Origin of the sequence: Alcaligenes sp. SDU_A2 (assembly GCF_038237375.1) — a bacterium.
GTDB lineage: Bacteria > Pseudomonadota > Gammaproteobacteria > Burkholderiales > Burkholderiaceae_B > Alcaligenes.
In genome coordinates this window covers 2,466,436-2,488,570 of the sequence record NZ_CP151273.1, presented here as the reverse complement: position 1 = coordinate 2,488,570, position 22,135 = coordinate 2,466,436, and the positions used below count along the sequence as shown (strand labels likewise).

Sequence of the window (22,135 nt, the reverse complement as noted above, 5' to 3'; positions counted from 1 at the left end):
CATGTCCAACGATTTTAATTCCCATTCCGATGCCTCCGAAGTTGGCGGCAAGGAGTATCTGGTCTTTACTCTGGGCGACCAGGAATACGGCATTGATATCCTGAAAGTTCAGGAAATTCGCGGCTATGACACCCAAACCGTCACGCGGATCGCCAATGTACCCGGTTTTATCAAGGGTGTTACCAATCTGCGCGGCGTCATTGTGCCCATTGTGGATCTGCGCATCCGTTTCAATATGGAAAAAGTCGATTACGACCACCAGACTGTGGTCGTGATTCTGAACCTGAAAGAGCGTGTGGTGGGCGTGGTTGTGGACGGGGTGTCCGATGTGCTGGTTTTGCAGTCCTCGCAGATCAGCGCGGCACCCAGTTTCGGTACGGCGTTTTCCACCGAGTATCTGACGGGCATAGGCACGCTGGGCGAGCGTATGCTGATTTTGGTCGATATCGAAAAACTCATGACCAGCGAAGAAATGGCGTTGGTCGACAGCGCAGTGGCCTGATCGCTCCAGAAGGCGCAGGTTGGGGGAGGTGCCAAAAGCGCCTCCGGTGTTCGGGTTGACTCTAAGCAAGGTACTTGACATGCTGAATGGATTTCGTTTGGCCAATCTGAAGGTGCGAACCAGTCTGATATTGGTTTTGGTGTTTTTTCTGCTGATGCTGGTGGCCGGTGCTGCCTTGGGCATTTTGTCCTTGCGTGCCAATAACCAGGCTTTGCAAAGCATCGTGATCAATCAGCGAGTCGGGTCGGCCATGTACCAGGCACTGGAGCGCTACAAGGATACGCAGACTCTGCTGGGACGCGCCGCGATCAGTTATGTGGTCAATAGCGATGTCCAGAATCAGGAGTTGATGTCCGAATGGGGCGGGGGCGACAGCAGCCTGGCGGTCAGCTCGGCCACGCGCGAGATCATGGACGAGACCCGCAAGAAATTCGACCAGACCCAGCAGGCCTTCATACATTATCAAGAGGTAGCCGAGCAGGCCGATGACAGCGAAGGGTATTACTCGCGCGTGGATGCGGCCTTTGTGTCTTTGATGCAGGGCGGCGTGCTGCCGCTTATGGCCTACCTGGACAATGGTCAGATCAGCGATTTTCGTTCGTATGTCACCACTACGACCAAGTTGCTCGAAGAGGATCTCTATAGTGCCTTGGGTACTTTGCACAAACATCAGCAGGCCTCGATTGACGCTCAGTATCAGAAAGAGGCCGAACAGTACGCGCTGGTGATCCAGCTTGTGGGCCTGGCCATGGTTTTGTGCGTGCTTATCGCCTTGGCCGTTTATGTGTTTCTTAATCGCATGGTGTTGCGTCCCTTGCGCCAGGCGGGCGAACACTTCGACCGCATCGCCAGTGGCGATCTGACCCAGCGTGTGGAAATCAGCTCCACCAACGAAATCGGCGTGTTGTACGATGCGGTGCGCCGCATGCAGAGCAGTTTGCAGCGTATGGTCATGACTGTGCGCGAAGGGGTAGAAGAAATCACCTTCAGTTCGCGCGAAATTTATATGGGCAATACGGATCTGAGCAGTCGCACGGAAGATCAGGCCGCGTCGTTGCAGGAGACGGCCGCCAGCATGGAAGAGCTGGCCAGCACGGTGCGCCAGAACTCGGACAATGCCCGGCAGGCGGATCGGGTCGCCAATGGTGCTTCGGAAGTGGCACGTCGCGGCGGCGCGGCCGTGGCCACGGTGGTGCGCACCATGGAAGAACTGTCGGCCAGTTCGGGTCAGATCGCGCATATCGTCAACGTGATCGACGGCATTGCGTTCCAGACCAATATCCTGGCCTTGAACGCGGCTGTGGAAGCGGCACGCGCCGGTGAGCAGGGCAAGGGGTTTGCCGTTGTTGCGGGCGAAGTGCGCAGTCTGGCCCAGCGCAGCGCCCAAGCCGCCCGCGAGATCAAAGGCTTGATCGAAGAGTCGCTGGCTAAGGTCGAGGCCGGTACGCGTCAGGTCGACGAAGCCGGGGAAGTGGTCAAGCAGGTGGTGGCATCGGTGCAAAGTGTCACAACCATCATGGCGGAAATTTCGTCCGCCTCGAACGAGCAGTCCGAGGGGATCGATCAGGTCAACCGCGCCGTTACCCAGATGGATACGGTCGTGCAGCAAAATGCGGCACTGGTTGAACAAGCCACGGCGGCAGCGGGTTCCCTGCAAGATCAGGCCACGCGCCTGTCTGATGCCGTGGCAGCTTTCAAGGTCAGCGCGCAAGACGTCATCGACGTGCCGCTGGATACGCCGGAGCTGGAACGCTTCGCCTCGGACCCCGCCCTGACGGCGAGGCCTTTGGGCGGGGCGCTGGCCGGCCTGTAGTTTATGAGTACACCTGTGGAACCTTTTGTTTATACATTGCCGTCCATCCCTTTGGCCGCTCATGGGGACTGTGACAGGGCGGCGCGCCTGCTCAAGTCGTATGCGGGCATCATTCTGGGAACCCACAAGGAAGATATGGTGGCCCGGACGCTGGGGCTGCGCACCCAGAAAGCCGGCATGAGCGAGGTACGTCAGTACCTGGATGTGCTCGAGCGCGAGCCCGGCAGTCTGGAGTGGCAGGACTTTGTCAATGCCTTCACCATCAATCACACCGCTTTTTTCCGGGAACAGCATCACTTCGACATTCTGGGTAAATTCGTCAGCACGCGCCCCAAGCCGCTGAATATCTGGTGCAGTGCGGCATCCACCGGCGAGGAAGCCTATTCCATTGCTATGACGGTGCGCGAGCACTGCTCCTCGCCCGATGTGGGGGTCTCTATCCTGGCAACAGACATCGATTCCGATGCCTTGGACAAGGCCCGCCAAGGGGTGTACACCCTGGAGCGTATCGAGCCGGTGCCCGAAGCGTGGTTGCCGCGCTACTTTCAGCGTGGAGTAGGGGCCCGCAAAGGCATGGCCAGGGTCAAGCCGGTGTTGCGCCAGATGGTGGAGTTCGATGAGTTCAATCTGGTCGGTTCGTCCTGGCCGGCCAGCAACAGTTTTGATGCAATCTTCTGTCGCAACACCATGATTTATTTTGATCGTGAAGACCAGACGCGCATCCTTGAGCGGTTCGCCGCTGTCATCAAGCCGGGCGGACTGCTGTTCGTCGGGCACTCCGAAAACTTCTCTTACCTGACCAAGGCTTTCCGTCTGTTGGGTCAGACGGTCTATGTCAGGAATTGACCGCCTTCGGCGCTCAGAATCGGGATCTTAAGTAGTCATGAAGAAAATTCGAGTTTTATGTGTGGACGATTCCGCCCTGGTGCGCAGCCTGATGGTGGAAATCATCAACAGCCACGCGGATATGGAAGTCGTGGCCGTGGCACCTGACCCGCTGGTCGCGCGCGAGCTTATCAAAGAGCACAATCCGGATGTATTGACGCTGGATGTGGAGATGCCGCGCATGGACGGGCTGGACTTTTTGGAGCGCTTGATGCGCTTGCGTCCGATGCCAGTGGTTATGGTGTCTTCGCTGACCGAGCGCAATTCGGATGTCACCTTGCGCGCGCTGGAACTGGGGGCAGTGGATTTTGTCACCAAGCCAAAGCTGGGTTTGCGAGATGGTCTGTTGGACTACTCCGATCTGATTGCCGAAAAAATCCGCGCCGCCTCGATTGCCCGGCCCCGCCGGGCTGCGCCTCAGCCGCAGGGCGGCGCGCCTGCGCGCAAGCTGACCCATGCTTTTTCCACCACCGAGAAGTTGATCATGATCGGTGCGTCCACCGGGGGAACCGAAGCGATTCGGCAGGTGTTGGAGCCCTTGCCAGCCAATTGTCCGGCCATCATGATTACGCAGCATATGCCGGCTGGCTTTACCCGCTCTTTTGTGAACCGGCTCGATGGCCTGTGCGCCATGCAGGTCCACGAGGCCGAAGACGGACAGCGCGTGCTGCCGGGCCATGTGTATCTTGCACCGGGCGGGGTGGCGCATATGAAGCTGGCACGTTCAGGGGCTAACTATGTGGTCAAGCTGGTGGATAGCGAACCGGTCAACCGGCATCGTCCCTCTGTGGACGTTTTGTTCCATTCGGCAGCCGAGGTGGCCGGACGCAACGCGGTCGGCGTCATCTTGACCGGCATGGGCAAGGATGGAGCACAGGGCTTGTTGTCTATGAAACAGGCAGGCGCGCAGACCTTTGCCCAGGACGAGGCCACCTGCGTGGTATTTGGCATGCCGCGTGAAGCCTTGCAGATCGGCGCGGCCGAGACGGCCTTGCCCTTGGGATCGATCAGTGAACGAATTCTGGCTAGTGTGGGGGCGTTCGGACACCGCGTTTAAAGCGGGACGAAACGCACTGGCGGCTACTTAATTGGAGAATGTGAATGGTACAAAAAAATATAAAAATTCTCGTTGTCGATGATTTTCCGACTATGCGCCGGATCATCAAGAACCTGCTCAAGGATCTGGGCTACGAAAATGTGGACGAGGCCGAGGATGGCCAGATGGGACTGGAGAAGCTGCGCAACGGCAATTTCGAGTTCGTGGTGTCGGACTGGAATATGCCCAATCTGGACGGTCTGGAGATGCTCAAACAGATCCGCGCCGATGCGAGTCTGGCTGCCTTGCCGGTGCTGATGGTCACCGCCGAGGCCAAGAAGGAAAACATCATTGCGGCGGCCCAGGCCGGCGCCAACGGCTATGTAGTCAAACCTTTTACCGCCGCAACGCTCGAAGAAAAGCTGAACAAGATATTCGAGAAGATGGGCGGTTGATACGGAGGACGTCATGGACCCACAGCAAACACCTAACCAGCCGGATCTGCAGGGCGTGCCGGTCGATCTGGTCTATCGCATTGCCAACCTGACGCGCATGCTGCGCGAGAGCATGCGCGAACTGGGCCTGGATCAGGCGATCAAGGATGCGGCGCACGCCATTCCCGATGCGCGTGACCGGCTGCATTATGTGGCTCGCATGACCGAGCAGGCCGCGAATCGGGTCTTGAACGCGGCCGAGCAGGTCCGCCCTTTGCAGGAGTCCCTGCAGGCCGATGCTCAGACGCTGGACGCCCAGTGGGCGCAATGGTTCGACCAGCCGCTGGATCAGGACCAGGCGCGTGATCTGGTGCGGCGCACGCGCGATTTTCTGAGCGATGTGCCCGTCAAGGCGCAACAGACGCAGGATAATCTGCTGGAAATCATTATGGCGCAGGACTTTCAGGACCTGACTGGCCAGGTGATCACGCGCATGCTGGGGGTGGTTGGCACCATCGAAACTGAACTGGTGCAGGTGCTGGTGGATAATGTGCCCGGCGAGAAGCGCGAAGAAACCCAGAGCTTGATCAATGGCCCGGTGGTCTCGCCCACCGCCTCCGAAGTGGTGACCAGCCAGGATCAGGTCGATGACTTGTTGGCCAATCTGGGATTTTAGTCCTGGTCCGCTTTGGGGCACCTTGCCCGGTTTTTCAGGCGCTGCCATTGGCAGCGCCTTTTTCTTGCCTGGGAACAGTGCGGGTTTATCGCCTTAGCTTTCGGCTATCAGAACGAGCAGGCTCTTTTAGAATGATGTACGGTAGCCGCGAGTGTCCGGGTTTTACGCCGGCTGCAGGCTTTCCCCCTCACTTTTTTACCCCCTGCATCGCAGCAGTCCATGGCAGAAGACAGCGATCTCGAAAAAACCGAACCGGCCTCGCCCCGGCGCCTGGAAAAGGCGCGGGAAGAGGGGCAGATCGCGCGTTCACGGGAGCTGACGACCTTTCTGATGTTGTGCGCAGGCATCGGCGGCATCTGGGTGGGGGCCGGGCATTTTCACGAAACGCTCAATGGCATTGTGCGTCGCAGTGTCTGGTTTGATCCGCGTATCGGTCGCGACCCGGCTGTCATGGTTGCGCAGGCAGGCAATCTGGCCTTAGAGACCCTGCTGGGGCTGGCACCCTTGTTTTTGCTGCTGGTCGTGGTGGCCATCGGCGCATCGGTGGCGCTGGGCGGCATGGTGTTCAGCGGCAAGGCCCTGGCTCCCAAGTTCGAGCGCATGAATCCGCTCAAGGGCGTGCAGCGGATGTTCTCGGCCCAAACCGTGGTGGAGCTGATCAAGACCCTGGCCAAGGCGGCGTTGGTGGGCACGGTGGCGGTCTATGTCATCTGGACGCATCGTGACCAGATGACGGCGTTGATGTATGCCAGCCCGACTGCGGCGATTGCCTCGGGCATGACGCTGATCATCAAGTGCTGCGCCCTGATCGCGGCCAGCCTGCTTCTGATCGTGCTGATCGATGCTCCCTGGCAATTGTGGAGTTTTTATAAAAAGATGCGCATGTCGCGTCAGGATGTCAAAGAAGAACATAAGGAAAGCGAGGGCGATCCGCACGTCAAGGGGCGCATACGGCAGCAGCAGCGGGCCATGGCGCGTTCGCGCATGATGTCGCAAGTGCCCGGAGCCGACGTGGTGATTACCAACCCGACACATTATGCGGTGGCGCTGCGCTATCAGGATGGCGGCGGCGGAGCGCCACGCGTGGTGGCCAAGGGCACGGGACTGATTGCTGCGCGCATCCGCGCCACCGCTGCCCAGCACCATGTGGCGACGCTGGAAGCCGCGCCTTTGGCGCGTGCGCTGTACTTCAATGTAGAACTGGAGCAGGAGATTCCTGTGGACCTGTATGCCGCCGTGGCGCAGGTGCTGGCGTGGGTCTATCAGCTTCGTAACTGGAACAAGGGGCAGGGCGAACGGCCTGTCATGCCTAGCGGATTGGATGTGCCGGCTGCCATGGCTGCCGGCCGTTTGCGTTCGCGCTTATCGACAAACAATGAATAATTTTCTTGCCTTACTCAAGCAGAACGGCGGCCAGCATGCCCGCCTGATGGCCGGCCCGGTGCTGATTCTCATGGTCATGGCCATGATGATTCTGCCTTTGCCGCCTTTCGTGCTGGATTTGCTGTTTACCTTCAATATCGCGCTGGCAGTCATGATTTTGCTGGTGGCGATGTTTACCAAAAAGCCGCTGGATTTCGCCGCCTTCCCGGCCGTGTTGCTGTTTGCCACCTTGCTGCGGCTTGCCCTGAACGTGGCCTCCACGCGGGTCGTACTGATGCATGGCCATAAGGGGCCGGATGCGGCTGGGCAGGTAATCGAAGCCTTTGGTCATTTTCTGGTGGGCGGCAACTTTGCCGTGGGCCTGATCGTGTTCATTATTCTGGTCATCATCAACTTTGTGGTGATTACCAAGGGTGCGGGGCGTATTGCCGAAGTGGGCGCGCGCTTTACCCTGGATGCCTTGCCCGGCAAGCAGATGGCGATCGATGCCGATTTGAATGCAGGCTTGATCGGCGAGGACGAGGCGCGCCGCCGCCGCAGCGAAGTGTCTCAGGAGGCCGAGTTCTACGGTTCCATGGACGGTGCCAGCAAGTTCGTGCGCGGCGATGCGGTGGCGGGTCTGCTCATCATGGTCATCAACGTGTTCGGAGGGCTGATCATTGGTGTGCTGCAACATGATCTGTCATTTGCCGAGTCCGGTCGTGTCTATACCTTGCTGACGATTGGCGATGGTCTGGTTGCGCAGATTCCGGCCCTGATTATCTCTACCGCCGCCGGTGTGGTGGTGTCGCGCGTGGCCACCGATGAGGATGTGGGCCAACAGATGGTCGGCCAACTGTTCCGCAATCCTGTGGTGCTGTACATAACGGCGGGCATACTGGGTTTGATGGGCCTGATCCCCGGTATGCCCAATCTGGTGTTTTTGCTGCTGGCCGCTATTTTGGCCGGCGGTGCCTGGCTAATGCAAAAGCATCAGGCCGGTCAGCTTGAGCAGGTAGGCGAACCCACCGAGCAGGTGCAGGCGGCAGCCGATGCCGCCGCCGCGGAAGCCACCTGGGGCGACGTGTCTATGGTCGACCCTCTAGGTTTGGAAGTGGGCTACCGCCTGATCTCCCTGGTGGATCATGCCCAGAACGGCGAGCTTTTGCACCGTATCCGCAGTCTGCGCAAGAAGTTTGCCCAGGATGTGGGTTTTCTGCCGCCAGTGGTGCATATTCGCGACAATCTGGAACTCAAGCCGAACGACTATCGTATTTTGCTCTCGGGAGTGGAAATAGGGCGCGGCACGGCCACCCCCGGCCAGTGGCTGGCTATTGATCCGGGCGGCGTCTCCATGAAGCTGCCGGGCACGCCCACCACCGATCCTGCCTTTGGCCTGCCGGCTGTCTGGGTGGATGTTTCGCTGCGGGAGCAGGCGCAGATCGCCGGTTACACCGTTGTTGATGCCAGCACCGTCATCGCGACCCACATCAATCATTTGTTGCATCGTCATGGTGCGGATCTGCTGGGCCGCCAGGAAGTGCAGCAGTTGCTCGATCACGTGGGCCGCGAAGCGCCCAAGTTGGTCGAGGACTTCGTTCCCCAGACCATCACGCTCAGCCTGCTGCTTAAAGTCTTGCGCGGTTTGCTGGCCGAAGATGTGCCAATTCGCGATATGCGTACCATTGTGGAAACGCTGGCCGAGCATGCGCCACGCCTATTGGGACAGAATGCCGCCGGGACGACCGGCAATGAGGCCGGTGAATTGCTGGCGGTATTGCGGGTGGCGCTTGGTCGGGCGATTGTTCAGCAGTGGTTCCCGGGCGAAGGCGAGTTGCGTGTCATCGGGTTGGATGCACGCTTGGAGCGTGTGCTGACGCAGGCCCTGACCAGCAGCGGCGCTCTGGAGCCTGGCCTGGCCGAATCCGTGCTGGCCGAAGCCATGCGCGCGGCGCAGTTCCAGGAAGAGCATGGCGATCCGCCTGTGCTGGTGGTGCCCCCGGTCCTGCGCGCCACGCTGGCTCGTTTTCTGCGCCATCACATACCGCAGCTGGGCGTGTTGTCCAACGCTGAAATTCCCGAAGAGCGCATGCTTAGGGTCACAACAATAATTGGTCAGTCCGCATGAACATAAGTCGTTTTTTTGGCAGTACAAGTCGGGAAGCCATGCGCCAAGTGCGTATCGCGCTGGGTCCGGACGCTCTTATTGTTTCCAATCGCCGCGTTAACGGCGGGGTCGAGATATTGGCTACCGATGCGACCTCGGTTCCAGAGTCGGCGATTCGCGATGCTGCTGTGCCACCGGCCGCGCCCATGCCGAACCAGGCGGCGGGCATGCGTCAGGAAATGACGCCGCCACCCGGCCCGGACAATGTCATGGGCGCGATCGGCGCTTTGCGCGGTGCCTTGGAAGGGCGCATGGACGATCTGGTCTGGAGCCACCAGATGCGCCGCTCGCCCGTGGCGGTCAACCTGTTCCAGTCTTTGCTGGCTCAGGGGTTCAGCACGGCCTTGCTGCGAGCCATGCTCAAGCGCCTGCCGGACAGCCTGGGTGCTCGTGCGGCCTTGCAGTGGGTGCGTACCGAACTGGAAACGCATTTGCCGGTTTTGCGCAGCGAAGATGCGCTGTGGCAGCCGGGTCTAGCGTTGGCGCTGGTCGGGCCGACTGGCGTGGGTAAAACCACTACGCTGGCCAAGCTGGCGGCGCGCGCCGTGCGTCGCTTTGGCCCTGAGCGCGTGGTCTTGCTGACGACCGATACCTACCGTATCGGCGCGCACGAACAGTTAAAGATTTATGGCGATTTGATGCGCGTGCCGGTGCATATCGTGCAGGATGTACAGCAGTTGCGCAGTCTGGTCTTGGGCGTGCGTCCGGATCAGCTTATTTTGATTGATAACGTAGGCATCAGCCAACGCGACCGCTATGTACGGGAGCAGGCGGCCTTGCTGGCCGGCGCAGGCCGGCGCGTGCAGCGTCTGCTGGTTCTGAACGCGGCCAGTCAGGGCGATACGCTGGATGAAGTCGCGCGCAGCTACGCTCAGGACGGCGGCACGCCTTTGAGCGGCTGCATCATCTCCAAGGTTGACGAGGCGATCAAGCTAGGCGCTCCCCTGGATACGGCGATTCGTTTCAAGCTGCCTATTCATTATGTGTCCACAGGCCAGAAGGTGCCTGAAGACCTGCGTTTCATGTCGGCGGCCGAGTTGGTGGATGCAGCCTTGGACGTGCGTGAAAGCCAGCGACCCCTGTATTCGCCCACCCAGGGCGATTTGGCGGCTTTGCTGGAGTCTGGTGGGCAGAGCGTCCAGGAGCAAGAGCGAGAACAGGAGCGCCGTGCGCGCGTATTGCCGCGCTTGTTGGCGGCTGCTTCGGCGGGCGGGCCGGTTTCGGTCGAGCAGGCACGTCATGCAGCCGCTGTGCTGGACGAGCGCCTGGCCTGCGCCGAAGCCTATGACTTCTGGCGGGATCTGCATGCACCGGCCGATCAGCCCGATGTGGGACAGGCCGTGCAACGCGGCGAAGCCCTGATGCGGGCGGCCCGCCAGGAGATGACGGACCTGGATGTGCAGCGCCTGCTGGTCATTCATGCCGAGCATGTGCTGGCGGGCAGCCAGGATCAAGTATCGCTGGCTTATCTGTTCAGCCCCTACGGGCAGGCGTTGAGCGTGCCGTATTACCAACGTGTATCCGCAGCGGACTGGTCGGATTCGCGTGGTGTGCGCACCTTGCACAAGCCTAGCTCCGGTCAGGCGCTGAACCAGGCGATGGAAGTGCTCAACGCGCAGGCGGCTCCGGTCAGCCTGCTGCATATTTTCGAGGGTGGTTCGCCCACATTGTGGCGGCAATGGGCCGCCATGCCTGCCGACTGGCTGGCCTTGGTGCCGGGGGCCACCTCCTTGTGGCATAAGGATGGCAAAACCACGCCCAATGCCTTGTGCAAGCAATTGACCTTTCATGCGATTTCGGACCTGCCGGCGCGTTTGCGCCTGGAGTCCTTGGGGCGTGTACGTTTGAATGAAATCTCGCTGTGGCAGGCCCATGCCCGTGTGCAACTGCCGCAGCGTAATGCAGCGCCGCTGTCGTTTGATTTGATTTTGTTGCGCATCGTCAGGCGTCACGACGGCAAAGTGCTCAAGACCCGATTTGCGCTGGCCCATGTGCGCGAAGGCTTCGAGCCCATCGCGCCGGCCAGTCTGGCCTGCTACATGATGTTGCGGGCCGAGGCGCAGGAGATGGCGCGCTTGCTGCCATCGGTGCTGGATGTGTTGCCCGACGTCGAATCGGTGGATCAAGAGCAGTTGCGCTTGCTGGCAGCGGGGCAGATGAGTCTGGCCGCCTGGGATCTGCTGCAGGCACCGGAAAACCGTAGCGTACGTCAGCTGTCGGGGCGCTTGCTGGGTAAAAGTGGTTTGAAGCCTGGGCAGTCTGTGGATGCGTTGGTCAAGATGCTGGTGCTAAAAGAAGCCATGAGCTGAGCATGCTGACGGTGCGCCGTGACTTAATAAAAAAGCCCTGTTTTCAGGGCTTTTTTTCAGATGTTTTGTGTGTGGCGGCAGTGATGCGCGATCGACATTAAGCAAAAAAGCGACGCTTCAGGCGCATGGTGCCGCTGCGCCTGGCCTGCATCTACCTTAGAGCTGGCCGGTCGATTTTAGGCTTTGAAGCTGAGCGTCGAGCTGCTCGATTGTGATTTTCCGGACGCGTCGTAGACGTTGCTGCGCCCGCTAAAGGCGGCCAGGGCATCCAGCGCTTGCTGATTGTCCGCCAAGAAGGTGTTGACCAAAATACCGTTGTTTTCGTTCAACGCCCGCAGGTGTTCGCCTAGCTCCAGCACTTGATCCAGAATGTCCGAAATTTGATCCTGGGCGGCCGCCTGACGCAAGCCGGGCAATTGGGTATCCAGCTCTCTGTCTTGCAGCAAGGCGATGCGCTGCTGGTCCAATTGTTCGATTTTTTCCAGCACCTGGTATTTGCGCAGAGTCAGTTGCGCCAGTTCCTGGGGCTCGAACTGGCCCAGCAATAATTCCTTTTCTTCGAGCAGGATGGCTTCGAGCTGAGGCAGGGTCTGAAGATGGTCGGCTAGACAGGTTTGCAAAGACATGGCCGTACAGGAGCAGTGTTACTTGAGAAGATCGCGCGCGGTGGCGATCAGCGAATCCGCGATGCGGCTGGTGTCGACTTTCAGTTGACCCGATGCGATGGCATCGCGCAAGGCCTGGACTTTTTGCATGTCCACATCGTGGCTGTTGTCTTGCAAGGAGTTCAATTGGCGTGCGGCGGCGCTGAAACCCACTTCCTGGCTGGAGGCCGCAGTGCCGGAGCCATACGCGTTGCGTGTCTGACTTGATATGGCGCTGCTGCGCTCGGCTAGTGGTGTTTTGAGTGGGGAGGAGGTGATTTTCACGATTTTCTCCGTGGGGCCTGTTCTTTGCGTTGTTCTTGTAACGGCGATGGAAGCGGGAACTTTAGCATGGTGGGCTGTTTCTGCCTCTACATCATGACCTGAACGGTAGAGGCATCCAGGACGGTGGCCGAAATGATCTGTCCCGAACTGGCCTTGATCTGGATCTGGGTGCCCGGCGCGCCATTTTGCAGGGCCTGGCCTTCGCCAGTGGCCACGAAACCGGCACCACGCGCGATGGTGCGCACGGTTTGCCCGCGCATGACAGATTGCGGGTCGCGCAGCGCCGAACTGCGTATCGGCGCGCCCATGGTAATGCGTTGGCTGGCGACATAGCCGACCAGTTGGCTGGGGTCAAACACCACGCCGGGCGACAACTGAAGCAGATCGCCCTCGCGCGCGACCAGATCGTCCAGACTAATGGTTTCGCCAGGGTTGATGCGGCGGTTGGTGACGTAATAGTGCCCCTGTACTGCCAGGGTGGCGCTGACCGAACTGCTCCAGGGCTGTGGGGCCAGGCACCGTATTCCTACGCTCATGCGGGCGCGCAGACGCTGACCGCTGGGAAGAAACGCCTGTGCCTGCTGACAGGCCGGCATGGCCTGCAGGCGGGAGGCATCCAAGGTGATGTGTGCCTGGCCGGGCAGGATCTGCACCTGGGACAGAAGATAGTCGTGGGCCAGAGTCTGCATATCCTGAACCGACTGTATAGCGGGCTGCTGCTGCTGCTGCTGCTGCTGCGCGCTGGCTGGAGCAGCCAGAAAAAGCGCGGGCAAAAGCACGAGAGGAAACAGGCGGGTAGGCGTCATGATGAAAGTCATTTTACGGAGTCGGGTGTGCCGTCAATAAAGGAACTGGCCGACAAATAGCGTTTTGTTCATGGGTTTGTGGCGGCGCGCCTCTGGCTACCATGCTGTTATGCCGGTGAAAGGCGTACGCCTGTTCTCCTGACCTCTAACGCTATAGTGACTTCCGCTTGAATCCATGATCGATCGTATCGGTGCTGACCTGAAGTTTTACCAAACCGCCCTGGCTGTGCGCCAGGAGCGCCAGGAAGTGCTGGCTTCCAATATCGCCAATGCCGACACGCCTAATTATAAGGCGCGCGACATGGATTTTGCGGCGACCCTCAAAGCAGCGTTGGGCACGGGCGGCACCCCGCGCCTGCCCGACACCAGCCTGTCGTTGACGTCGGCGCGCCATATTCCCGCCAAGGCGATCACGCCGCCTTCGACCGATCAGTTGTTATATCGCTTGCCGGTGCAGCCCTCGATCGACGGCAATACGGTGGAAATGGATGTTGAACGTATTCAGTTTGCCGACAACACCATGCATTACCAAAGCACCATCAGCCTCGTGTCGCAGCGCCTGAAAGGCCTGATGACCGCCCTGCAGCAATAAGCGCGAGAAATCATGTCCAGTCTCAGCATTTTTCAGATCGCCGGTTCCGCCCTGGCCGCCCAGTCGCAGCGCATGAACGTGGCGGCCAGCAATATTGCTAACGCGGACAGCGTGGCCGGCCCGGATGGCCAGCCTTACAAGGCCCGCGAAGTGGTTTTTCAATTGGCTCCTCAGGGGCAGAGTCCTGTTGGTGGCGTGCAGGTGGCGGCGGTGCGCGAAAGCTCGGCACCCGGGCGCTTGCAGTATGACCCAGGCAATCCGCATGCGGACGAACAAGGTTACGTGATGATGCCCAATGTGGATGTGGTGGCCGAGACGGTCAATATGATCGCGGCTTCGCGTTCTTATCAGGCCAATGTCGAGGTCATCAATACATCCAAGAATCTGATGATGCGCACCTTGAGCATCGGCCAGTAATTTGACCAGGGAGTAGATTTTGACGACCGTCAATAACAACGTTGATCCCGCCACGGCGGCGGCGATGGGCATGGCAAATGCCCAGAACAAGAGCCTGATGGCCGATACGCAGGACCGTTTTCTGACTTTGCTGGTGACTCAGTTACGTAATCAGGACCCGCTCAATCCGATGGACAACGCGCAGGTCACGTCGCAGATTGCGCAGATGTCCACCGTGAATGGCATCACGCAATTGAACAATACCTTGATGGCCGTGGCTGGGCAGATCGATGTGACACAGTCCATGCAGGCCGCCGGCATGATAGGCAAGGAGGTTCTGGTGCCCGGTGCCAAGATCAGGCTGGGCAGCGATGCCGATGGCCAGAAAGTGGCGACGCCGTTCGGTGTGGATCTGACCAGCGCGACCAGCTCCACCTTGGTTCAGGTGCTGGACAGCAGCGGTAAGGTGGTGCGCGAGTACGACCTGGGTGCCAAACCGGCCGGTGTGTATGCGCTGGAGTGGGATGGCAAGGACACCGGTGGCCAGCCCTTGGCGGACGGCGCCTATACCACCAAGGTGCTGGCCAGCAATGATGGGCAGGCTGTGACGGCGGAAACCCTGACGTACGGCAAGGTAGGCAGTGTGGATTACACCTCGGGTGGTTTGAAGCTGGATCTGGGCCTGGCAGGTTCTTACTCCCTGCTGGATATACGCAAAATTATGTAAGACCCGTGTGCGCAGCGCACAGGGCATATTCAACGGTTAAGCAAAAGGAATATTCATGAGCTTCGGACAAGGCTTGAGCGGCTTGAATGCCGCCTCCCAGAACCTGGATGCCATCGGCAACAACATCGCCAACTCGGGCACCGTGGGCTACAAGTCCTCGACAGTGCAGTTTGCCGATGTTTATGCCAACTCGCGCATCGGCCTGGGTGTGCAGGTGTCGCGCGTCAATCAGCGGTTCACGGTCGGGAACGTCAGCGGCACAGGTAATCAGTTCGATATGGCCATCGACGGTGCCAATGGCCTGTTTCGACTGGAGCAGCCCAACGGCGCGATTGTGTATTCGCGCAACGGCCAATTCTTTCCGAATAAGGAAGGCATGCTGGTCAATGCGCAGGGCTATTACCTGACGGGTTACGGCGAAGGCTCCAATGCCTTGCAGCGTTTGCAGGTGCCCTCGGGCAATATCGCGCCCAAGGCGACGACCACCATGAATCTGAAGCTGAATCTGCCGGCCGATGCGCCTAGTATTGCGCCTACTACTACATTTGACCCCCAAGACGACACCACCTACAGCAAGACCTTCAACTACCTGGTCTATGACTCCTTGGGCAATTCGCACAACATTACGCAGTACTACGTGAAGCGACCTGCCAATGGTGCCGGCGAAAGCGTGTGGGATGTGCATTACGCCAAGGATGGGCAGGCGCTGCATCAGGCGCAACTGACCTTTGATACGGCAGGCCGTTTGAATACCACTGCCGGTGCGGACGTGGTGTCGATTACGCTGCCCAACCCCGGCGGTGCCAATTCGCCTGCCGATCCTTTGACATTCGATATCCGCTATACCGGCACGACCCAGTTCAATGGCGAGTTTGCGACCGGCCAGCCTTATCAGGATGGGTATACCACCGGTGAATATGCCAGCATGTCCATCGACAGCGACGGCACCATCGTGGCCGCCTATACCAATGGCGTCACCCAGCGCCTGGGTTCGCTGGTGCTGGCCGATTTCAGCAACCTGCAGGGCTTGAAACCCATAGGCGGTAATGCCTGGACCGAGACAGGGGCTTCGGGGCAGGCTATTTTGGGCCGTCCTGGTGACAATGGCATGGCGACCATTAAAGGACAATCGGTCGAAGAGTCCAACGTGGACATGGGCCAGGAACTGGTCAATATGATCATTGCCCAGCGCACCTACCAAGCCAATGCACAGACCATCAAGACGCAGGATCAGGTCCTGCAGACGCTGGTCAACATGCGTTAAGAGTCGTTATGGACCGCTTGATCTATACCGCCATGAACGGCGCGCAGCGCATCCTGGAACAACAGGATGTGATTACGAACAATCTGGCCAATCTGAGCACATCGGGCTTTCGCGAACAGATGGCGCATTACCGTTCCGTGCCCGTGGTCAGCGAGATTGGTTCGCAGACCCGGGTGGCGACGGCTACGGTCACGCCCGGCAGCCGCTTTCAGCCCGGTGCCATGACCGAGACCGGTCATGCCTTGGATGTCGCCATTTCCGGCGAAGGCTGGTTTGCCGTGCGCGCGCCCAATGGCCAGGAAGCCTATACCCGGGCAGGGGATCTTTCGGTCAATGTGCAGAATCAGTTGGTGACCCAGTCGGGCCTGCCGGTTCTGACCGTGGATGGTCAGCCTGTCGAGGTGCCGGATCGCGGTACGGTTACATTTTCCAGCGATGGTCGCCTGACGGCCCTGGGCGCAGGCGATAATCCGCGCGACATCCAGATGGTGGGGCAGCTCAAGCTGGTCAATCCGCCCGCTGCGGAGCTGGTACGTGGCCCGGATGGCTTGTTTCGTCAGGCCAACGGTACACCGGCACCGGCCAATCCGTCGGTGCGCATGGTGTCTGGCTTTATCGAAAAAAGCAATGTGAACCCGGCCGAGGCCATGGTGGCCATGATTGCCAATTCACGGCGATTCGAGTCGCAGATGAAGATCATTCAAGATGCCAGCGCCCGCGAAGAACGCGCCAACTCGATACTTTCATTTAATGGCTGATCCCCGTTGATGGGGTTTTAGCAGCAAGGATTATTCATGATTCGCTCTCTGTGGATTGCCAAGACCGGTCTGGAAGCACAGCAGACCAATATGGACGTTATTTCCAACAACCTGGCCAACGTCAATACGGTGGGGTTCAAGCGTACGCGTGCCGTGTTCGAGGACTTGATGTACCAGACCTTGCGCCAGCCCGGTGCCCAGGTCGGCGCAGCCAATCAGTTGCCTTCGGGGCTGCAGGTGGGAACGGGTGTGCGTACGGTGGCTACCGAGCGCATCCATTCGCAAGGCGATCTGAAGAACACAGGCCACGAGCTGGATCTGGCGATACAGGGGCGCGGTTTTTTGCAGGTCGAAATGCCCGACGGCACTTTTGCCTATACCCGTGACGGCAGCCTGCAGGTGGACCAAAACGGTCAGCTTGTTACTGCCGGTGGCTATCCTATTCAGCCACCGATCAATATCCCCGACAATGCCTTGCAGATCACGATTGCGCGCGATGGCACCGTGTCCGTCACCCAGCCGGGCGCGGCCGGAACCAGCGTGGAAGTCGGCCAGTTGCAATTGAGCACCTTCATTAACCCCACCGGCCTGCAAAGCATGGGCGAGAACCTGTACATCGAAACCGATGCCTCGGGTCCGGCCAACTTTCTGCAGCCAGGGCTTGATGGTGCCGGGCTGGTTATGCAGGAATACAACGAAACCTCGAACGTGAATGTGGCCGAAGAGCTGGTCAATATGATCAGTACGCAGCGTGCCTACGAGATCAACAGCAAGGCGGTGTCCACGGCCGACCAGATGCTGGCTCGTCTGACGCAGCTATAAAAGGTGATGGCGACGATGCGCATTGCCTTTCTGGGCCGTTTTACTGTTTGCCTGCTGCTGGGTCTGTCGGGCTGCGCGCTGGTGCCCCCCGAGCCCGTGGTGACCGGGCCGTTGACTGCCGCACCGCCGCCGGCACCCTTGCCCACGGCCATTGCAAACGGCTCGATTTATCAACCTTCGGCCTATGGCAACTATCCCTTGTTCGAGGACCGACGGCCACGCAATGTGGGCGATATCGTCACCATCATGATTCAGGAGCGCACCAACGCCGCCAAGAACGTGTCTACCAATACGGACCGCAACGGTGGTGCCGGCCTGGATTTTGAAGGCGTGCCGGCCTTTTTGCCCAAGGAGCTGGGGGCCAAGCAGAATTTCGAGGTCACGGGTAATAACAAGGCGCAGGGCAAGGGCTCTAGCCGTGCCGACAATACGTTCAGCGGTACCTTGACGACAACGGTGGTGGGTGTGTTGCCTAACGGCAACCTGCAAGTGGCCGGCGAAAAGCAGATCGCCATTAATCGTGGCAGCGAATATATCCGTTTTTCCGGCGTGGTCGATCCGCGTTCCATTACCGGCAGCAATACGGTTTCCTCCACTCAGGTGGCGGATGCTCGTATCGAGTTTCGCAGCAAGGGTGTCATGGACGAAGTCCAGACCATGGGTTGGCTGCAGCGCTTTTTCCTGAATATCTCCCCATTCTAAGCCGTACCGAGTCATGGCCCTTTCTTTTCGTCGTTTCCGCTTTTCCCCGTCTGTCCGCTGGCTGCGCGCCGCTGTGCTGGGGACGGGCCTGTTGTTTGTCCCGCTTAGCCAGGCCGAACGCATCAAGGATCTGGCCTCCATACAGGGCGTGCGCGACAACCCCTTGATTGGCTACGGTCTGGTTGTGGGGCTGGACGGCAGCGGCGACCAGGTGCGCCAAGCCCCGTTTACCCAGCAGAGCCTGACCAATATGCTGTCGCAGCTGGGCGTGACCATTCCCCAGGGCAGCAATATGCAGCTCAAGAATGTGGCCGCCGTGATCGTGACGGCGCGTTTGCCGGCGTTCGCGCGACCCGGGCAATCCCTGGATGTGGTGGTGTCATCAATGGGTAACGCCAAAAGCCTGCGTGGCGGAACCTTGCTGATGACCCCGCTGAAAGGCGCTAACGGTCAGGTTTACGCGATTGCCCAAGGCAATATGCTGGTCGGTGGTGCCGGCGCAGAAGCCGGCGGCTCCAGTGTGCAGGTCAATCAGCTCAATGGTGGAACGATTCCTGGTGGCGCGACAGTCGAACAGAGCGTGCCGACAACGTATTCCCGTGACGGCACGATCAACCTGGAAATGAATACCTCCGATTTCGGCACGGCCCAGAATGTGGTGGCGGCGCTGAACAAGCGTTTTGGCCCTTCGACGGCAACGGCACTGGATGGCCGCCTGATTCAGGTGCGCGGTCCGCTGGACCCGCAGGCCCAGACGGCCTTTCTGTCGCAAATCGAAAACCTACAGGTTTCGTTGCCGCCAGCCCGTGCGCGTGTGGTCATTAATGCACGTACCGGCTCGGTGGTCATGAACCGCAGCGTGACGATAGATGAAGCGGCCATTGCCTACGGCAATCTATCCGTCGTCATCAGCCGTCAGCCGCAGGTCAGCCAGCCCGATACGCCGTTCGGCGGCGGGCAAACCGTGGTTACCGACAGCACTCAGATCGAGATGCGCAGCGAAGGCGGGGCCTTGCAGCGTGTCCGCACCAGCGCCAATCTGGCCGATGTGGTGCGTGCGCTCAATGCTTTAGGGGCCACGCCCCAGGATTTGTTGTCCATATTGCAGAACCTCAAAAGTGCCGGTGCCTTGCGGGCCGATCTGGAGATCATCTGATGAGTGTGCAGTATTTTCCACGCCCCGGCTCGGGTGGGCAGGTGTCCATCTTCGATTCGCAGCAACTGTCAGAGTTGCGTCGCAACGCAGGCCAGGACGGCCATAACGAGGCCACGCAGCTGAAGGTGGCGCGCCAGTTCGAGGCCTTGTTCATCCAGAATATCCTCAAGCAGGCGCGGGCGGCCAATCCGCAAGGTGGCTTGTTCGATACGCAAGCCGTGCGCATGGCCCAGAGCATGGGCGATGAGCAACTGGCCATGCAATTGGCCGACCCTGGGATAGGGCTGGCCCAGGCCTTGCTGGCACAGATGCGCGGCCAGTCGACCGAGCTTTCTGGACCGGCGGCCTCGCAGCCTGAAGCGGCCCGTTCGCGTGTGGCCGGCTTGCGCTCGCGCATGCCCGATGAGCGTCCGGTGGATGCATCGTCCATTTCAGCCCTGATTCATAAGCTGACGCGCAATAGCACGGTCGAGCGCGTGTACTCGTCTATTTCAGGCGCGCCGGAACATATACGCCAATTTGTCGACCGCATGAATACGGCCGCCAAAGTGGCCGCTCAGGACAGCGGCGTGCCGGCCAAACTCATTCTTAGTCAGGCGGCGTTGGAATCGGGCTGGGGCAAGCGGGAGATTCTGCATGCCGATGGCCGCACCAGCCATAACCTCTTTGGTATCAAGGCTTCGCCGGGTTGGAAGGGCAAGGTCGTGGAGGTGATGACGACCGAATTTGAAAATGGCGTGGCCCGCAAGGTCAAGCAAGCTTTCCGGGCCTATGACTCGTATGCAGAATCGTTTTCGGACTATGCCCGCCTGATCGGCAACAGCAAGCGCTACGAATCCGTCAAGCAGGCACCGAGCGCGGAAGTGGCAGCGCAGCGCATTCAGGATGCCGGTTACGCAACCGATCCTTCGTATGCGCAAAAGCTGATCGCCATTATGTCGTATTTTGATGCAGGAACGCGCTAAGCCTTGTTTTCGGACTAAAGCTTGGGCGCAACCGGCCGTAAAAGGCAACAGAGTGTTCGTTTTTTGCCCAAGGCAATGTCGACCGGGCAGGACAAAAAGGATTTCGCATGAATCTCGCCAATCTGGGTCTGTCAGGCTTGTTTGCTGCGCAGCAGCGTTTGCAAGTCACGGGTCATAATCTGAACAATGCCGATACGGTCGGATATAACCGCCAGTCCGTGCTGTCGCAGACCGCCGGAGCGACCGGTACGGGTAGCGGTTACATAGGTCGGGGCGTGCAGGCAGTGACAGTGCAGCGTTCCTACGATAATTTCTTGTACCGCCAATTGGTGCGGTCGCAAACCGAAGGCGCGGCCCTGGTCAGCTACGGCAACGAAATCAAACAGCTGGATAATCTGTTTTCTGACCGTACGGTTGGCATCAGTCCCGCTATTCAGAAGTTCTTCGATGGCATGGAAGCACTGGCTTCCCAACCTGCCGATCCGTCCGCCCGTCAGGAGCTGCTGGGCCGTGCCGAGAGCCTGGCCACGCAGATTAACGATGCCACCGCCTACATGAAGCGGGTTGGCGACAACATCAATGCGCAGGTCGATACAACGGTTACCCAGATCAACAGCTATCTGGAGCGCATCAACGATTTGAACAATCAAATCGTGACGGCCAAAGGCAGCAACCCCTTTCACGAACCCAATGACCTTCTGGATCAACGCGAGCAATTGGTCTCCGAACTGAGCCAACTGGTCGATGTGCGCACGATCGAGCAGGATGGACGGATCAGTTTGACCTCGGCCGGCGGCCAGATGATGCTGGGCGGCGACAAGGTGTATCCGCTGCATGCGGTGCGTTCAGCACAAAATCCTGAACGCCTGGTGGTGGGATTTACAGCGGCTTTCGACCAAAACGGTCAGGCCGTGGTCAATGAGTTCCGCGAAGGCGCGCTGAAAGGTGGTTCCCTGGGCGGTCTGCTGGCATTTCGTTCAAAAAGCCTGGAGCCAGCCATCAACAGCCTGGGGCGTCTGGCTGTGGGTTTTGCGCATGCGGTCAATGATCTGCATCGTCAAGGTTACGATCTTAAAGGCGATGCGGGGCTGGATTTTTTCAGTGTCCAGGGCCCTCATGTAGTGGCGAATAGCCGCAACAGTACACCCGGCTCCATGCCGGCGGTGTCCTTCCCCAAAGAGCCGGTCGATCCTGCCGACCCCAGCAAGGGGTATACGCAGCCGGTCGACAAACTGACGGGGCAGGACTATCGCATCGAGAAGGTCAATGGCCAGTTCCAGTTGCGCAACCTGACCACCGATACCGTCAGCCCATTGAGCAGCACGGGCGTCAACAAGATAGACGGCATGGATATCGACGTATCGGCGCTGGGTGCAGTGTCCTCCGATGGCGACACTTGGCTGGTGCAGCCGACGGCCATGGCCGGCAGCAGCCTGTCGGTCAATATCAAGAATCCGCAGGACATCGCCGCCGCCGCTGGTGCCACCGGTACGGCCAATGGCGACATTGCTCAGAAGATGGCAGGTCTGCGCAATGAAAAAGTCCTGGGCGAGGGCTCTTTGAGCCTGAACGACGCCTTTGGTCAGATCGTCAACCGCGTGGCGGTTCAGACGCAGCAAAATGGCACGGCCGCTCAGGCCCAACTCAAGCTGATTCAGCAAAACTATGCCGCGCAGCAAGCGGTGTCCGGTGTCAATACCGACGAAGAGTACATCAAGCTGCAGCGTTTCCAAGAGCAGTATCGCGCCTCGTCCCGCCTGATCGACATCAGCTCCCAGATGTTCGATACCCTCTTGAGCTTGCGCGCCTGATGGCGGCACCTTTGTACTGAACG

At 59.4% G+C, this 22,135-nt stretch carries 22 protein-coding genes; 19 read left to right on the top strand and 3 right to left on the bottom strand.

The features are described from left to right. The first annotated feature begins 1 nt into the window (after position 1). The 9 genes from AADW57_RS11585 to flhF all read left to right on the top strand — a co-directional run bounded on the left by AADW57_RS11585 (position 2) and on the right by flhF (position 11,184). Positions 2–502 (top strand): chemotaxis protein CheW, encoded by a 501-nt coding sequence (locus tag AADW57_RS11585; RefSeq protein WP_341667057.1) that lies wholly within the window; start codon positions 2–4, stop codon positions 500–502. Between the two features lie 79 nt (positions 503–581). Then, a complete protein-coding gene (locus AADW57_RS11580) occupies positions 582–2,315 on the top strand; it encodes a methyl-accepting chemotaxis protein (RefSeq protein ID WP_341667056.1) in 1,734 nt (577 codons plus the stop codon). 15 nt (positions 2,316–2,330) lie between these two features. Continuing rightward, positions 2,331–3,161: a CheR family methyltransferase gene (locus AADW57_RS11575; RefSeq protein ID WP_445819205.1), complete on the top strand. Its 831-nt coding sequence runs from the start codon at positions 2,331–2,333 to the stop codon at positions 3,159–3,161. Positions 3,162–3,198: 37 nt separating this feature from the next. Next, on the top strand, positions 3,199–4,257 hold the full coding sequence (locus AADW57_RS11570; RefSeq protein ID WP_341667054.1) for a protein-glutamate methylesterase/protein-glutamine glutaminase: 1,059 nt from the start codon (positions 3,199–3,201) through the stop codon (positions 4,255–4,257). Positions 4,258–4,301: 44 nt separating this feature from the next. After that, on the top strand, positions 4,302–4,691 hold the full coding sequence (cheY, locus tag AADW57_RS11565; RefSeq protein ID WP_341667053.1) for a chemotaxis response regulator CheY: 390 nt from the start codon (positions 4,302–4,304) through the stop codon (positions 4,689–4,691). 13 nt (positions 4,692–4,704) lie between these two features. Next, the gene (gene cheZ, locus AADW57_RS11560; protein ID WP_341667052.1) at positions 4,705–5,346 is read left to right on the top strand and encodes a protein phosphatase CheZ; all 642 of its coding nucleotides are present in this window, start codon (positions 4,705–4,707) and stop codon (positions 5,344–5,346) included. Between the two features lie 219 nt (positions 5,347–5,565). Then, the gene (flhB, locus tag AADW57_RS11555) at positions 5,566–6,729 is read left to right on the top strand and encodes a flagellar biosynthesis protein FlhB (RefSeq protein WP_341667051.1); all 1,164 of its coding nucleotides are present in this window, start codon (positions 5,566–5,568) and stop codon (positions 6,727–6,729) included. Continuing rightward, on the top strand, positions 6,722–8,836 hold the full coding sequence (flhA, locus tag AADW57_RS11550; RefSeq protein WP_341667050.1) for a flagellar biosynthesis protein FlhA: 2,115 nt from the start codon (positions 6,722–6,724) through the stop codon (positions 8,834–8,836). Before flhB ends, flhA begins: the two co-directional genes overlap by 8 nt. After that, entirely contained in the window at positions 8,833–11,184 is a 2,352-nt protein-coding gene (gene flhF, locus AADW57_RS11545) for a flagellar biosynthesis protein FlhF (protein WP_341667049.1), read from the top strand. The genes flhA and flhF overlap by 4 nt, the downstream gene beginning before the upstream one ends. Before the next feature lie 176 nt (positions 11,185–11,360). Here flhF and flgN read toward each other — a convergent pair whose 3' ends face one another. The 3 genes from flgN to flgA form a co-directional block, all read right to left on the bottom strand. Further along, positions 11,361–11,810, bottom strand: a complete 450-nt coding sequence (flgN, locus tag AADW57_RS11540) for a flagellar export chaperone FlgN (RefSeq protein WP_341667048.1) — start codon at positions 11,808–11,810, stop codon at positions 11,361–11,363. Between the two features lie 18 nt (positions 11,811–11,828). Further along, positions 11,829–12,113, bottom strand: coding sequence for a flagellar biosynthesis anti-sigma factor FlgM (gene flgM / locus AADW57_RS11535; protein WP_341667047.1), 285 nt, complete (start codon positions 12,111–12,113; stop codon positions 11,829–11,831). A gap of 86 nt (positions 12,114–12,199) precedes the next feature. Beyond that, positions 12,200–12,919: a flagellar basal body P-ring formation chaperone FlgA gene (gene flgA / locus AADW57_RS11530; RefSeq protein WP_341667046.1), complete on the bottom strand. Its 720-nt coding sequence runs from the start codon at positions 12,917–12,919 to the stop codon at positions 12,200–12,202. Positions 12,920–13,094: 175 nt separating this feature from the next. Between flgA and flgB the strand changes: the two genes are divergently transcribed. From flgB to flgK, 10 genes are all read left to right on the top strand, one after another. Continuing rightward, complete coding sequence (gene flgB / locus AADW57_RS11525; protein ID WP_341667045.1) at positions 13,095–13,511, top strand: flagellar basal body rod protein FlgB; 417 nt, start codon at positions 13,095–13,097, stop codon at positions 13,509–13,511. Between the two features lie 12 nt (positions 13,512–13,523). Continuing rightward, entirely contained in the window at positions 13,524–13,928 is a 405-nt protein-coding gene (gene flgC / locus AADW57_RS11520) for a flagellar basal body rod protein FlgC (protein ID WP_341667044.1), read from the top strand. Positions 13,929–13,947: 19 nt separating this feature from the next. Next, positions 13,948–14,634: a flagellar hook capping FlgD N-terminal domain-containing protein gene (locus AADW57_RS11515; protein WP_341667043.1), complete on the top strand. Its 687-nt coding sequence runs from the start codon at positions 13,948–13,950 to the stop codon at positions 14,632–14,634. 55 nt (positions 14,635–14,689) lie between these two features. Then, the gene (gene flgE, locus AADW57_RS11510; RefSeq protein WP_341667042.1) at positions 14,690–15,898 is read left to right on the top strand and encodes a flagellar hook protein FlgE; all 1,209 of its coding nucleotides are present in this window, start codon (positions 14,690–14,692) and stop codon (positions 15,896–15,898) included. 8 nt (positions 15,899–15,906) lie between these two features. Further along, entirely contained in the window at positions 15,907–16,656 is a 750-nt protein-coding gene (flgF, locus tag AADW57_RS11505) for a flagellar basal-body rod protein FlgF (protein WP_341667041.1), read from the top strand. 36 nt (positions 16,657–16,692) lie between these two features. Then, the gene (flgG, locus tag AADW57_RS11500; RefSeq protein ID WP_341667040.1) at positions 16,693–17,478 is read left to right on the top strand and encodes a flagellar basal-body rod protein FlgG; all 786 of its coding nucleotides are present in this window, start codon (positions 16,693–16,695) and stop codon (positions 17,476–17,478) included. A 15-nt stretch (positions 17,479–17,493) separates the two neighbouring features. Next, positions 17,494–18,180, top strand: a complete 687-nt coding sequence (locus AADW57_RS11495; RefSeq protein WP_341667039.1) for a flagellar basal body L-ring protein FlgH — start codon at positions 17,494–17,496, stop codon at positions 18,178–18,180. A 13-nt stretch (positions 18,181–18,193) separates the two neighbouring features. Beyond that, positions 18,194–19,336 carry a flagellar basal body P-ring protein FlgI gene (locus AADW57_RS11490; protein WP_341667038.1) on the top strand — a complete coding sequence of 381 codons (1,143 nt, stop codon included), beginning with the start codon at positions 18,194–18,196 and terminating at the stop codon, positions 19,334–19,336. Continuing rightward, positions 19,336–20,301: a flagellar assembly peptidoglycan hydrolase FlgJ gene (flgJ, locus tag AADW57_RS11485; protein ID WP_341667037.1), complete on the top strand. Its 966-nt coding sequence runs from the start codon at positions 19,336–19,338 to the stop codon at positions 20,299–20,301. The genes AADW57_RS11490 and flgJ overlap by 1 nt, the downstream gene beginning before the upstream one ends. A 107-nt stretch (positions 20,302–20,408) precedes the next feature. Further along, the gene (gene flgK, locus AADW57_RS11480) at positions 20,409–22,112 is read left to right on the top strand and encodes a flagellar hook-associated protein FlgK (RefSeq protein WP_341667036.1); all 1,704 of its coding nucleotides are present in this window, start codon (positions 20,409–20,411) and stop codon (positions 22,110–22,112) included. Positions 22,113–22,135 lie beyond the last annotated feature (23 nt).